12 protein-coding genes are annotated in these 13675 nt (G+C 71.7%); 6 read left to right on the plus strand and 6 right to left on the minus strand.

Going from position 1 to position 13675, the window contains the following annotated elements; translation table 11 throughout:
- Positions 1-39: 39 nt before the first annotated feature.
- Genes ABZ671_RS27750 through ABZ671_RS27760 form a run of 3 tightly spaced genes read right to left on the minus strand, consistent with a single transcriptional unit; the run spans position 40 to position 2447 of the window.
- Positions 40-504, minus strand: coding sequence for a hypothetical protein (locus ABZ671_RS27750; protein WP_357863656.1), 465 nt, complete (start codon positions 502-504; stop codon positions 40-42).
- Positions 479-1114, minus strand: coding sequence for a sigma-70 family RNA polymerase sigma factor (locus ABZ671_RS27755; protein ID WP_357863658.1), 636 nt, complete (start codon positions 1112-1114; stop codon positions 479-481). Before ABZ671_RS27755 ends, ABZ671_RS27750 begins: the two co-directional genes overlap by 26 nt.
- Positions 1115-1136: 22 nt before the next feature.
- Positions 1137-2447, minus strand: coding sequence for a S8/S53 family peptidase (locus ABZ671_RS27760; protein WP_357863660.1), 1311 nt, complete (start codon positions 2445-2447; stop codon positions 1137-1139).
- Positions 2448-2617: 170 nt separating this feature from the next.
- On the opposite strand from ABZ671_RS27760, the gene ABZ671_RS27765 reads away from it, so the two are divergent.
- Positions 2618-5230 (plus strand): CHAT domain-containing protein, encoded by a 2613-nt coding sequence (locus tag ABZ671_RS27765; protein ID WP_357863662.1) that lies wholly within the window; start codon positions 2618-2620, stop codon positions 5228-5230.
- A 74-nt stretch (positions 5231-5304) separates the two neighbouring features.
- Positions 5305-6579 (plus strand): GNAT family N-acetyltransferase, encoded by a 1275-nt coding sequence (locus tag ABZ671_RS27770; protein ID WP_357863664.1) that lies wholly within the window; start codon positions 5305-5307, stop codon positions 6577-6579.
- A 228-nt stretch (positions 6580-6807) separates the two neighbouring features.
- On the opposite strand, the gene ABZ671_RS27775 is transcribed toward ABZ671_RS27770, so the two are convergent.
- Both ABZ671_RS27775 and ABZ671_RS27780 read right to left on the minus strand, forming a co-directional pair.
- On the minus strand, positions 6808-7737 hold the full coding sequence (locus ABZ671_RS27775) for an SCO2523 family variant P-loop protein (protein WP_357863666.1): 930 nt from the start codon (positions 7735-7737) through the stop codon (positions 6808-6810).
- Complete coding sequence (locus tag ABZ671_RS27780) at positions 7738-9579, minus strand: SCO2524 family protein (RefSeq protein ID WP_357863668.1); 1842 nt, start codon at positions 9577-9579, stop codon at positions 7738-7740.
- Between the two features lie 258 nt (positions 9580-9837).
- Here ABZ671_RS27780 and ABZ671_RS27785 point away from each other — a divergent pair, with 258 nt between their 5' ends.
- The 4 genes from ABZ671_RS27785 to ABZ671_RS27800 all read left to right on the plus strand — a co-directional run bounded on the left by ABZ671_RS27785 (position 9838) and on the right by ABZ671_RS27800 (position 12432).
- The gene (locus ABZ671_RS27785) at positions 9838-10266 is read left to right on the plus strand and encodes a hypothetical protein (protein WP_357863670.1); all 429 of its coding nucleotides are present in this window, start codon (positions 9838-9840) and stop codon (positions 10264-10266) included.
- Positions 10267-10277: 11 nt separating this feature from the next.
- Positions 10278-10484 carry a helix-turn-helix transcriptional regulator gene (locus tag ABZ671_RS27790; RefSeq protein ID WP_357548630.1) on the plus strand — a complete coding sequence of 69 codons (207 nt, stop codon included), beginning with the start codon at positions 10278-10280 and terminating at the stop codon, positions 10482-10484.
- On the plus strand, positions 10481-11458 hold the full coding sequence (locus ABZ671_RS27795) for an NAD(P)-dependent alcohol dehydrogenase (RefSeq protein WP_357863671.1): 978 nt from the start codon (positions 10481-10483) through the stop codon (positions 11456-11458). The genes ABZ671_RS27790 and ABZ671_RS27795 overlap by 4 nt, the downstream gene beginning before the upstream one ends.
- A 215-nt stretch (positions 11459-11673) precedes the next feature.
- On the plus strand, positions 11674-12432 hold the full coding sequence (locus tag ABZ671_RS27800) for a YcnI family protein (RefSeq protein ID WP_357863673.1): 759 nt from the start codon (positions 11674-11676) through the stop codon (positions 12430-12432).
- 73 nt (positions 12433-12505) lie between these two features.
- Here ABZ671_RS27800 and ABZ671_RS27805 read toward each other — a convergent pair whose 3' ends face one another.
- Positions 12506-13318 (minus strand): SAM-dependent methyltransferase, encoded by an 813-nt coding sequence (locus ABZ671_RS27805; RefSeq protein ID WP_357863678.1) that lies wholly within the window; start codon positions 13316-13318, stop codon positions 12506-12508.
- Positions 13319-13675 lie beyond the last annotated feature (357 nt).

Here is a 13675-nt window from a genome sequence, read left to right on the forward strand (position 1 = left end):
GCGGTCGCACCCGCCGGTCAGGTTCAGCCAGCGACGACGTCAGCGCAGCAACACCCACGTGGTGGCCACCTCGTAGTCGCCGGTGCGGGCGCGAAGCCGGACCGGGCCCGGCGGGGGAGCGCTCAGCGAGAAGAAGCCCACCGCGTCGACCGGCGCCTCGTCGTACGTGCCGGAGGCGGTCTGCGCGCTGACCCGTCCACCCGCGGCCGGGGAGAGCTGACCGACGATCCCGGCGTCGGTCACCTCGATGTCCAGCAAGATCGGGCCGGTACGGAACGACAGCGTCCGCGCCGAGCCGGCCGACCGGGTCAGTCCCGCCGGTTCCACGTCGCTGGCCGAGTCGAAGGTCAGCTCGGCCAGGGCCAGGTCGGTGTCCACGTTCCGCCAGGCGAACGCTGCCTGCGCCGCGGTGAGGAACTCCTCCGGGACCGGCCCGGCGTTCCACAGCGCCGCGCCCAGCTCGGCCGTCAGGGCATCGTCACCGGCCGGCGGCCACGGCTCCATCGCGGTCACCTCCGTTCGTGTGGGTCGTCGATGCCCCGAGGAACGCGGCGAGCGCCGGGCAGCCGCGCAGCCGGCGCAGACAGCGGGCCTGGGCCGGCCCGATGCTGCCGACCGGCATGCCCAACCGTTCGGCGATCTCCCGGTAGCTGGGTGGCGGATCGGCGGTCAGCAGCGACAGCAACTCCTGGCAGCGCGGCGGCAGCTGCGCGAAGCCCTCCCGCAGCGCCTGCCGCCGCTCCGCGTGCAGCAACTCCTCGTCGGGGGCTGCCGCCTCCGCGGTGCGGGCGAAGCCGTGGTACGCGTCGAGCGCCTCGTCGCACGGGTCGAAGGGCTGGGTGCGCCGGCCGAGGCGGGACAGCCGGTAACACTCGCGCCGGGTCGTGGTGGCCAGCCAGGCGGCGAGGGACTGCGGATCCCGCACCCGGCTCAGGTGTTCCACGAGGCGCAGCCAGACGGTCTGGTTGACGTCGGCGGCGTCGGCCCGGCTCAGGTCCTGTGCCCGGATCACCGAGTAGACGAGCGGAGTGTACTGACGGACCAGTTCCGTCCACGCGGACTCGTCCCCGCCCGCCGCGGCGGCCACCAGGCTGGTCGTGCTCCGGCCGGTCACGACGACACCGTGCGGCTGCGGTTCACGGGACGAGCACGCCGTAGTCGGGGTGCCAGCGCGGCGCCGCGAGCAGCGCCAGCCGCGCCGCGTCGGCACTCAGTCCGCCGGCGGTCATCAGGGCGGCGAGCCGGCCGGAGACGTACGCCGTGGCGAACGAGGTGCCCACCCAGGAGGCGAAGCCGTGGAACACCCGGGTCGGCCGGCCGGCCAGGGGCAGCCGGCCCTCGACGTACGTGCTGTCGCGCGCGCCGACCGCACAGGCGTCGACCCAGGGCCCGAACCCGCTGTAGGCGGCCGGCGTCACGCCACCGGAGCCCCGGCTCACCGCCGCCACCGCGACGACCCGGGCCAGCGCGGCCGGCCAGACCCGTCGACTGCTGCCGGCGTTGCCCGCCGCCGCGACCACGGCGCTGGTCTTGGGCAGCGCGGCCACGGCGTTGGCCAGAGGCAGCGACGGCTGGTCGTCCTGGGTGAACCCACCCAGGGACAGGTTGATCACGGACACCTCCGGCCCGAGCCGACTCATGGCGGCCACCACCGACGCCTCGTCGCCGACGCCGGTGGCGTTCAACGCCTGCTCCGGGTCGAGGCGTACGCCCGGCGCGGCCTGCCGTACCACCCCGGCGACGAAGGTGCCGTGCCCGCCCTGCGGGGCGAGCACGTCGGTGTGCACGTACAACGGGTCCTCGTCGTCGATCTCCGGCACGTACGCCCCGCCGAGCCACTGCGGGTGGTAGCTGCCGGCCTGCTGCCAGATGCCGGTGTCGCAGATGCCGACCGTCACCCCCGCGCCCTCACCGAGCCGGGCCGGGTCCGGCGGCGCCAGCCCGGCGACCGCGGCGGGTGGGCTGTTCGGGTTGCCCATAATGTTGCCCAGGCCCAGCAACACGTGGTGCGGCTGGACCGCCGGCACCGGCTGCCCGGGCCACTGTTCGGGGTCGCGCAGCTTCGTCACGACCGCGGGGACCTCGGTCTCCCGGTCGAACAGCAACGGGGTGACGCCGGCGAAGCGCTTCTCGGGGGCCACCGCGTAGCCCCGGGCACGCAGCCAGGCGGTGACGCGCTGGGCGTCGGCGTCAGCGGCCAGCAGTTGCCGGGGTCGGTAGAGGAACTCCCGGCCCGGGACGGTGTGCCGGCGGACGTTCTGGTCGGCGGCGAGCGCCTCGTCGAACGCCCGCTGGTAGGCGGCGTCGTCGGCATTGTCGGCGCGGGCCGGGCTCGGGCGGGCGCCGGAACCGAGCGACGCCGCTGCGGCGAGCGCGGACGCGGCCAGCAGCCGCCGTCGGGACAGTCGGCCGGCCGGGCGCGGCGCGGCGGGTTGGTCAGACGACACGGGTCCTCCACGCAGTCGACAGAAGCGCCCGCCAACGGGCCGGCGTGGACACAATCCCGGACGACCACGATTCTGCCAAAGCATCGCCGTATGTCAATGACATGCCTGATGCCCGACACGCACGTGGGAGGTGATTGACGGGAGTGAATAAGTTGGGGACTCTGTGAGACATGCCCGACAGCACCGGTTCCGGTGCCGGCACGGCCCAGGCAGCGCTCGACGCCGTCCAGCGCTATCCACACGAGGCGATCGCGATCGCCCAGCAGGTGCTGGCCGCCGGGTCGCTCGTCGCCGCCGACGAGCGGTCCACCGCCGAACGGGCCGTGGGGCTGGCTCTGCGGGAGCTCAACGACCTGCCCGGCGCGCTGCACCACCTGCGGCGGGCGGTACGGGTCGCCGCAACGCCCCGGACCCGGGCCCTGGCCCGGATGAGCCTCGGCTACGTGCTGGCCAACGCCGGCCGCACCGGCGCGGCCCTGCGCGCCGTGACCGCGGCGCTGCCCCGGCTCAACGGCGCCGACGCGGGCCGGGCCCGGATGCAGCGGGGCGTGGTGCTGCACTACCGCGGGCGCTACGACGAGGCGGTGCGCGACTACGGACTGGCCATCGAGATCGCGCAGCGCGAGGGCGACCTGCTGCTGGAGGCCCGGTCCCGCAACAACCGGGGGCTGCTCAACGCCCACCGGCGCGCGGCGGGCGGCACCGACGACCTGTCGCGTGCGGCGGCCGCCTTCCAGCGGCTCGGGCTGGACCTGGCGGCGGCGGACGCCCGCTGGAACGGCGGGATCGCGGCCGGCCGGCGGGGCGACATCGCCGCTGCGCTGCGCTGCTTCGCCGCCGTCGACGAGGAGTACCGGCGGCTCGGCGTTCCCCGGCCGGCGCTGCTGCTGGACCGGTTCGAGCTGCTGCTGTCGGTGCCGCTGGTCGACGAGGCGATCGAGGTCGCGAGCACGGCGGTGCGGGAGCTGAGCAGCCGGGGCATGGCCTCCGACCTCGCCGAGGCGCTGCTGGCGCGGGCCCGGGCCGCGCTGCTCGCCGGTGACCTGGACACCGCGACTGGAGCCGCCGCTGCGGCCCGGTCCCGATTCCAGCGCCAGGGACGCCGCACCTGGGCCGTCTTCGCCCGACACGTCGAGCTGCGCGCCGCGTACCGCCGGGGGAACCGGTCCGCTCCGCTGCTCAACGCGATGTCGCGTACCGCCGACCAGCTCGACACCACCGGGTGGCCCGGCCCGGCGCTGACCACCCGGATCGAGGCCGGCCTGCTGGCCGCCGCGCTCGGACGCGCCGACCAGGCCCGGGACCTGCTGGCGGTGGCCGCCCGGGCCCGCCGCCGGGGCACCGCCGACCGGCGCGCGCAGGGCTGGTACGCCCTTGCCCTGTCGCAGCGACTTGCCGGGAACGACCCCGGGGCGGCCCGGGCGCTGCGCCGAGGGTTGACCGTGCTCGACCGGCACCGCACGTCGCTCGGCGCCACCGAGCTGCGAGCCCACAGCGGCACGTACGGGCAGGAGTTGGCAGCCGAAGGCCTGGACATCGCGGTCCGGGCGGGTGCCCCGGCGCGGGTGCTCAGCTGGGCGGAGCGGTGGCGGGCCAACGGGCTGCGGACCCGGCCGGGGCGGCCACCCGACGATCCCGACCTGGTGGCGGCGCTCGCCGAACTTCGACTGGTCAGCGGCCTGATCGAGGACGAGGTGCTGGCCGGACGGCCGGCGCGCGCCCTGCGGGGCCGGCAGGCCCGCCTGGAGCAGCGCATCCGGGACCTGGCCCGGCGGGCGTCCGGGGGCGGTGCCGTGATCGCCCCGCCCGGCGTGGGCGCGCTGGCCGCGCGGCTCGGCTCCCGGGTGCTGGTGGAACTGGTGGCCCACGGCGACCGGCTCCGGGCGGTGCTGGTCCGCGAGGGGCGGGTCAGCCTGCACGACCTCGGTCCGCTCGCCGAGGCGGTGGAGCTGGCCCGGCGACACCGGTTCGCCCTGCGCCGGCTGGTCACCACCGGCGACGGGGCCGCCGCGCGGGCCGGGGCGGCACACGCCGCGGCGGCGCTGGACCGTCAACTGTTCGACCCGTTGCGGCGACGCCTGGCCGATCGGGCTCTGGTGATCGTCCCGGTCGGCGCGCTGCACGCCGTGCCCTGGTCGGGGCTGGCGACCTGCGCGGGGCGGGCCGTGACGGTTGCCCCGTCGGCCACCGTCTGGCTCGCGGCGGACCGGCGGGAGCCGCCGACCGGGCCGCCGGTCCTGGCCGCCGGACCGCGCCTGCCGGCCGCACACGCCGAGGTACGCCGGCTCGCGCAGGTACTGCCGGGCGCGCGGCTGCTCACCGGCTCCGCCGCCACCGCCACGGCGTTGACCGCCGCGCTGGACGGGGCCGGGCTGGTGCACATCGCCGCCCACGGCACCTTCCGCGCGGACAACCCGCAGTTCTCCAGCCTGGAGCTGGCCGACGGGCCGCTGTTCGCGTACGAGTGGGAGCGGGTTTCCCGCCCTCCCGGATGCGTGGTGCTCTCCGCCTGCGACTCGGGCCTGACCGGGGTGCGCCCGGGCGACGAGGTCCTGGGGTTCACCGCGGTGCTGCTGGCGCTCGGCACCCGGTGCCTGATCGCGACCGTGCTGCCGGTGCCGGCCGGGCCCACCACCGCGCTGGTGCTGGACCTGCACCGGCGGATGCGGGCGGGTGCCCGTCCCGCGCTGGCCCTTGCCGACGCTCAGCGGGCGTTCGGTGCGGCCGGCGACGGCCCGACCCGGGCCACCGCGGCGGCCTTCGTCTGCTTCGGCACGGGCTGACCGGCGGAGCCGTGGATCAGGTGCGCCACGCAGCTGCGGCTGAGTGGCTTGACCATCCCATTCACAATGATCGAGTGGACGCGAGTGACGCGCAGTGGTTGGCTGGTTCACGGCCGGCAACGATGAACGATGCGACGGAGGCGGACATCCCCGCTCTTCTTGCGCTGGACGGCATTTGCTTCCCGGCCGACGACGAGACCCGGAAGCCTGCTGCCCCGAACGAGATCGAGGACGCCGTACGCGAGGGCCGGGTCCGAGTCGCTCGCGTCGACGACGAGATCGTCGGCTTTCTGCAACAGGAGTTGCCGTCCGCCCATCATCTCTACATCGGTGCGCTGGCCGTGCATCCGCAGTTTCGTGGCCGCGGACTCGCGGCGGCCCTTCTCGAAGACCTGCTCAAGGCTGACCGAACCGAGCAGAGCCGAAGCGGGCGATCCGTGTCCACCGTCACCAGCCCGCAGAACCTGGAGATGCTCGGCCTGCTTCTGTCCCGAGGATTCGTGGTGCGAACCATGATGCGGGACTATTTCGGGCCGGGCCAGGACCGGTTCTATTGTCAGTTCAAGTCCCGGACCGAGTACGTCGACCCCGACGACCGCTTCATCGTTCCGGTCGGTGGTGGCGCACAGTGGTCGAGTCTGCTTGCGTCGGAGGCCTACCACATCACCGCCCTCGTGCAGCTGCCCAGTGGTCCTGCCTTCGAAATCTCTCGGTTCGAGAAGGACGACCTGGGGGCGTTGCAGGCGGAAGAGACATCCGCGAGTTTGGCGTTTTCCGGCGGGATCCTCGCCTCGATAACGTTCCTCCTTGGCCTATCCTTCACCTCGGCCAATTTTTCCGACGCGGTGCGCATCCTGCTGATGGGAGCCGCATTGGCGACCACAGCATCCTTGATCATCTACGCGAACACCTCTGGCGAGCTGGCGCGACTACGGACCAACAGCTTCGGGCGGTACGCCAAATGGGGCAACGTGTTGTCGGAGTTTGGTGGCGTCTTCCCGTTCCTGGTCTCACTGCCCGTCACCTTCGCGCAGGTCACCCCGTCGGTGTGGGCTGCGCTGTTGACCGCGCTGCTGTTCTCGGCCGCGCTCGCGTTGTATGACCGCTCGGTGTTCGCGATCTCCACGCGGTTTCGGCAGAGCAGGTGGACCCGACTACTGTCCATCGCCATCGCGGCCGCACCGGTATCCGGGGCGGTGGTGATACGGCTCCTGCCGGCCTGGTTCACCTGGGCCTGGACCGCCGCGGTCGCCCTTGCGCTCACCATGCAGTCCGTTATCTACCTCTTTCATCGAGGCGATGAGGCGTCCCTGACCACGGGCGATCGCCGCTGGCAGATTCGACGCTGAGCCGAGAGAACGACGTAACGGGGAGGACGCCATGCTCACGCTGGGTGAGGTGCACACGAGCCTGCTTCAGCACAGCACGGCGCTGACCCAGGAACAGAGCTCCGAGGCGCTCGACCTGGTGGAGGGCGAGGCCGTGTTGACCTCCCGGCGCCCGTCGCTGTACGCGGTCTCGCCCGACATCCGCACCGGCGTGGACTGCCGCCTCCTGGAATCTGACGTCCACGGTCATCACACGGTCTCCCATGCGGTGTCGTCGAAGACCTTCTCGGTGAGGTCCACGAAGGCGTCCACGGTACTGGCGTTGGCGATTCTGGCCTGCACATCGTGGTCCGAGATCAGCTGCTCGCGCCACTGCAGCAACGGGTCCAGCGGTACCGTGCCGAGCAGCATGGTGCGCCCGGCACCGCGTCGCCGGGCCAGCTCAGACAGCTCCGCGTCGCACTTGCGCAGGAAGGCCTGTTGCGCGAGGTCGAGATGACCGATCCCGGGGCCACGCGGATTGATCACCGCAGTGCGGACGAACCGGAGCGACTCCCGCAGCCGGTCCGGCTCGTGGCCGTACTCCTTGCCCATGGCCAGGATTCCGCCGGCCTCGAAGGCGAGGTCCGCGGCTGCGGTGACGTGCTGGGGGGTCCACCGGTGGAAGACCAGCCAGCGGGCGGCCACCTTGCGCATGGTCGGGGTGGCGGTGGCGGCCAGGACGATCTGACTGGCGTAGGACCGGCCGGCGCTGAGATCCACCAGGGTGAGGTCGAACTCCTCCTCCAACCGGAGGAACAACTCGGCGCAGCGCTTGGCGATGTCGTTGGTGAAGCCGAAATCGCTGCCGTTGCGTTGCCCGGGCAGCAGCACCAGCGGGCCGGACCCGGCCGGGCGCTGGCGCAGACTGGCCCGCTCCGAGGTGTGCCACACGTCCAGCCGCTCCGGGGACGGGATCTCCCCGCGCAGATAGCGGTGCAGGCCGCCGCCGTTCGGCCCGGCGCCCTCCACCTCGTTGGTCGCCTGTGGGATCTGAAACGTGATGCCGGCCGTCGGCGAGCCGAAGTCGTAGTCCAGATAGCAGGTGGGGCGGCCGGACAGCGCGCTGCGGTAGGCGATGTTCGCCGCGGTCACCGAGCGCCCGGTGCCGCCCTTGTGAGACGTGATCAAAACCAGCATTCACATCCCCTCGCTGGCCTTCAGTTGCACGGTGGCGACGTCGTTGAGCAGCAGCAACACAGAATTCGCCAGGGCGGCCGCCGTGCCGGGGCGATCGTCCACCAGCAGTTGCGCCTGGCGCAGGCTGGACCGGATGCTGCGCATGCTGCGTTGCATCGTCGTACCGGCGAACGTGCCGCGCATCAGCTCCCGGTCGAACAGGTACTCGGCCTCGTCGATGAGGTCCTGAGCGTACGCGGCGAGCCGGCCGGCTCGGGGGAACGGCCGGTCCCAGAGCAACTGGCCGGCGCTGACCAGCGCCTGAACCACCCGCTCGGTCAGATACCAGGAGGGTGCCTCCGGCACCGTCGCCAGCCCGGGGAAGGCGCCGCCGACGTGATCCCACAGCCCTGCGTGCTGGCCATCGGGGATGCGCCGTAGGAGCAGGTGATCCCACACCTCGTCGGCCAGTTCGAGTAACTCGCTGCGCTGCCGGGCGTTGCTGAGCAGACCCGCGACGGTGGTTGCCCGCTGCAGCAGCACGGTGGAAAACTCGCTGACGTTCCAGGTCATGATCGGCTTCGACGTCTGGTCGGTCAGGGTGACCCGCTTACCCGGCGCGTGCACGAGCAACCCCGGCTCGCCGGGCGAGGCCCGCCGGGTGATCCGCGCCCGCTGTGCCAACTCCACCAGTACGGCGGCGATACGCCCGAGCTCCTCGTCGGCGCCGCGCCCGCTGGCGAGCAGACCCTTCACCGCCAGCGAGGTGACCTGCAGCGTGTGGTAATCGGTCCGGTCGCCGTCGGTGGTGCGCCACGGCACGTCCTCGATGGGCCATCGCCGCCGGTTGTCGAAGGTTGCCACCATCGCCCAGTAGGTGCGGGTCAGCTCCCAGCGCACCTGCAGTGCCCGGGACAGCCGCTGCTGCTCCTCGTTGAGCAGCCCGAGCAGCCGGGTGCGCTCGGAGTTCAGGTCTTCGATGGAGTCCATCGCGATGACCGTGAAGTAGAGGGAGGGGGCGTTCTCCGCCGAGCCCTCGCGCTGGCGGCCGATCGGCTCGGTGGTCGGCACCTCCTCGGCCCCGGCGATGATCCCCCAGGACCAGCCGCACTCGAACAGCATTTCGCTGTTGTCCAGGTCCTCGGTCACGCGGCCGGAACCGATCAGCACGCTGCGCAGGCTGGCCATGGTGTCCTGCAGTCGCTCGCGCAGCGCCGCCACGAGTTCGCGGCGCGGCACCGCATCCTGGTTGACCATGTCGCACAGCCGGACGCCGTACTCGCCCGTCGCTGTGAAGACCGAGGTGCTGAAGCTGCGCAGCAGTCCCACCATGGCCGCACTGAGCCGTGTGCTGGCCATCGCCTCCAGCGCGTCCAGCCGGGCCAGCAGATCGCGCCGCTGGGTCGAGCCGCGATAGACCTTGACGAAACCGATTGTCGCCAGGGTGAGCGTCACGGACACCGCGAACGAGTCGACGATGTCGAGGGACCGTTGCTCCTCGGTGAGGTCCGGGCCGCCGTCTACCGTGTTGAGATAACCGCCCCCGCTGAAGACCGGGGTGCCGGTGTCGTCGGTGTATCGGACGAAATAGTCGGTCATCACATCGACCAGCCGACGGGGAATCTCGATCGCTCCACCGACCGAGCTGAGCGCATCGAGGACCTCCTCGTCGGTGCGGTCCGGGTCGTCGACCGTCAGCACCGGGACCTTGGTCGCCGGCAGCAGCAGGGTCAGCAGTTGTTCGGCGTCGCTGATGGAGTTGCTGCCGCTTCGGCCGCCCCAGCGCCATTCACCGTTCTGCCAGCAACTGCGCACCGTGGCCCGCCAGATGTCGAGGATCTCCTGACGTGGCTGTATCCGCATGGTTCACCGCCGTCCGCGCTGTGGTCGCCGACTCGGAATTGGTGTTGCCACGATGACTGACGGGGAGGCCCTTCATCGTATCCGGCGCAGGCGAGCGGTGCGGTTGGCGATGCGAGTCGAAGACGGCTATGGCCTTCGGGCAGCGGGCGGCCCGTCGGTGGGTGGCGTGGTCTGCGCCGAAGTAAAGAATGCTTGACATGGTGTCGGCCGTGCTTGACACTCGATGGTGTCAAGAATTCTTTACTTGGGGAGGGTCCGATGGCATTCGAGGAGAAGCGCGCCTGGATCATGGGGCTGGTGGCGGTCGCCGCCTATGCCGCGTACGTGGTGATCGTGCTCGGGCGCGCGGACGGCGGCCCGCTCGCGGACGTCTCCTACGCGGGCCCGCTGCTGGCGACGATAGGCGGGTCGATCGTGGCGTCGATCACGCTGAACATCGTCGTCTCGATCGTCTCGCCCGAGGGCGCCAACGAGAAGGACCAGCGGGACCGGGAGATCCACCGGCTCGGCGACCACATCGGCCAGTCGTTCCTGGTGATCGGCGGCGTCGCGGCGCTGGCCATGGCGCTCGCCGACTGGGACCAGTTCTGGATCGCCAACGTCATCTACCTGGGCTTCGTGCTCTCCGCGGTGGTCGGCTCGGCCGCGAAGATCGTCGCCTACCGGCGGGGGTTCCAGTCGTGGTGAAGCCGACCCGGATCACCAACTCCATCCGCGCGCTGCGGTTCGCGCACGACGAGATGACCCAGGCCGAGCTGGCCCGGCGGGTCGGTGTCACCCGGCAGACCGTCATCGCCATCGAGCAGGGCCGCTACTCGCCGTCGCTGGAGATGGCCTTCCAGATCGCCGCCGTGTTCGGCGTGCCTCTCACCGACGTGTTCGAGTACCCGCAGGAGGAATCGTGAAAGCGATCGTGCAGGACCGGTACGGCTCGGCCGACGTTCTTCGCCTCGCCGACATCGACGTGCCGTCGCCGGGCGCCGGCCAGGTGCTGGTCCAGGTCCGCGCCGCCGGCGTCGACCCGGGCGTCTGGCACCTGATGACCGGCTTGCCCTATGTCGTACGCCTCGGCTACGGGTTGCGCCGGCCCCGCGACCGCGTCCGCGGCATGGACCTGGCCGGCGTGGTCACCGCCGTCGGGCCCGGAGTCACCGGGCTCATCCCCGGCGACGAGGTGTACGGCACCGGCGTCGGCTCCTTCGCCGAGTACACCGTCGCGTCCGCCGGCCGGCTCGCCCCGAAACCCGCCACCCTCAGCTTCGAACAGGCCGCCGCCGTCCCGATCTCCGGGCAGACCGCGCTCGCCGCCGTCCGCGACGCCGCCCGGGTACGCCCCGGGCACCGCGTCCTGGTCATCGGCGCCGGCGGCGGCGTCGGCTCGTACACCGTCCAGCTCGCCCGGGCCGCCGGTGCGCACGTCACCGGCCTCTGCGGGCCGACCAAGCTCGACCTGGTACGCCGCCTCGGCGCCGACGAGGTGGTCGACTACACCCACGTCGACCTGCCCGAGCACCGCTACGACGCCGTCATCGACACCGCCGGCAACCGGTCGCTGTCCCGGCTGCGTCGGGCCCTGACCCCGGCGGGCGTCCTCGTCCTCGTCGGGGGCGAAGCGCACGGCGGGAGGTGGTTGCAGGGTTTTGACCGGCAGTTGCGGGCACTGGCCCTGTCACCGGTGGTCGGGCAACGCCTGGTGCCGCTGATGAACAAGGAGAGCACCGAAAACCTGATGGCGCTGACCGCGCTCATCGAGACCGGCCAGATCACCCCCGTGGTCGACCGTACCTGGCCGCTGGCCGGCGTACCCGACGCCATCCGTCAGCTCAAGGGCGGCCACGCGACCGGAAAGTCCGTCATCACCGTGCCCCTACCGCGGTGAGCGCGGCCGGGGCGCCCCTTTCCGGTGCGACCGCCGCGATCGGGCCGCGCCCGGCCCGCAGTCCTGGACGGGAATGCGGTGCGAGGGCAGTTCTCCTGGAAACTGCGGGAACTCAGCAGCCCCCGGGTACGACCAACACGAGTGGTGGCCGTGCGGCGACCGCGTGCGGGCGGCGTAGCCGCTCGGACGGACATGTTGATCGAGGAGCTTTGTTGATGCGTGCACGATCGGTGGCCAGGCTGCTGGCCGCAACCGTGGCCGGAACGCTCGCCGCGACGACCGTCGGAGTCGGAGTGGCGTCTGCGCACGTCACGGTCAACCCGCGGGAGGCGACCCAGGGCGGCTACGCGAAGCTCGCTTTCCGGGTGCCGAACGAGCGGGACAATGCCGGCACGACCAAGGTGGAAGTGACCCTGCCGGCCGACACGCCGGTGGCGTCGGTGTCGGTGCGGCCGATGACGGGGTGGTCCGTGCAGGTCGAGAAGACCACGCTCGCGAAGCCGCTCGAGATGCACGGCAGCAAGGTGACCGAGGCGCCGTCGAAGATCACGTGGACGGCCGAGGGCGACGGCAACATGGTCAAGCCGGGCCAGTTCCAGGAGTTCGAGATCTCTGCCGGCCCACTGCCCGAGGTCGACACGATGATCTTCAAGGCGCTGCAGACCTACTCCAGCGGCGAGGTCGTCCGGTGGATCGAGGAGCCCAGCACCGACGGCTCCGAGGTTGAGCACCCGGCCCCGGTCCTGAAGCTCGCCAAGGCCGCGGGTTCGGCCCACGGGGCTGCCGCCACCCCGGCAGCTGGCGCGAACAATGTCGCCACGGTCGAGGCCAGCGACGCCACCGACACCGACGACGCCCGCACCGGCTGGGCCCTCACCTTCGGCATCGCCGGCCTGGTCGCCGGCCTGGCCGGCCTGGCCTTCGGCCTCCTGGCCTGGCGACGTCGACCCGCCGCCACCATCGCGGCGGACTGACGTACGGGATGCCGGCCGTCGGCGAACGGCGGCCGGCATCCTCAGATCCCTCGCGGGGCCCCGGGGCGGGGCCTCAGGGCTTGCGGGCGACGCCGGCCCAGTAGTAGGCAGCGTGCGGGTCGCTCGGCCCTCCGCCGTCGGGCTGCCAGGCCATTACGGGCACGATCCCGGGCTCGATCAGCTCCCAGCCCTCGAAGAAGCGAGCCACCTCGGCCTCGCTCCGGGGCACCAGGGTCATGCCGCCTTGAGTTGCCGAGGAAACCGCTGCGGCCATCGCTTCCGGGTCGAAGTCTGCCGTCGGGTGAGTGATCGCCACGTAGCTGCCCGAGGGCAGAGCATCCATCAGCACCCGCACCTTGCCCCAGGGGTCATCGGCGTCCTTCAGCAGCATCAGGATCGCGATCAAGCTCAGGGCGACCGGCTGATCGAGGTCGAGTGTGCCGGTCAGCGCGGGATCCTGGAGGATCTTCTCCGGCTCACGCAGGTCGGCGTGGAGGTATTCACTGCGGCCCTGCTCGGTGCTGATCATCAGAGCACGCGCGTGGACCAGCACGATCGGGTCGTTGTCGACGTAGACCACCCGCGTCTCGGGCGCGATCTGCTGGGCGACCTCGTGCAGGTTCGGCCGGGTCGGGATGCCCGTGCCGATGTCGAGAAACTGCCGCACGCCCGCCTTCACGACGAGGTGGCGTGCCATCCGGTGCACGAAGTGACGGTTCTCCGCGGCCATGGCCCGGATCGTGGGGATCGCTGCGGCCAGCGCCTCCGCCACCGCTCGGTCGGCCGCGAAGTTGTCCTTGCCGCCGAGCCAGTAGTCGTAGATCCTCGCCGAGTGCGGCAAGCTGGCATCAATCTCGGGCGATGCCGACTGGTGCTGCTCTGCCACAATCTCGTCACCTTGCCGCACGAGCACCTCCTACTGAGGACGACCCTGACATTGGCGACGCCCGGCCTGGCCCGGCATCGATCCGGCATCATATCGTCGCATCACGACGTTCAATATGGTCCGGGTGCCCGAACCGCGACAGGCGTAGGAGTTCCTGCTCGGAATATTCCGCCACTCGTCGGATGATCGGCCCGTAGAGCACACCGTAGCGTCGATGCAATTCACCCCGCACCGGTCTGGCTACTGAGCGTGAATGCCGGGCGGGCGCCCGCGGAGCAGCATGGCGGGCCGCTGCGGCGGTCGTGGATCGGCGCTTCGTGCTGTCCTGTCCAACCCCCGAAGGGAGCAGCGGTGCCT

This window comes from Micromonospora sp. NPDC006766 (assembly GCF_040636055.1).
In the GTDB taxonomy this organism is placed as follows: domain Bacteria; phylum Actinomycetota; class Actinomycetes; order Mycobacteriales; family Micromonosporaceae; genus Micromonospora.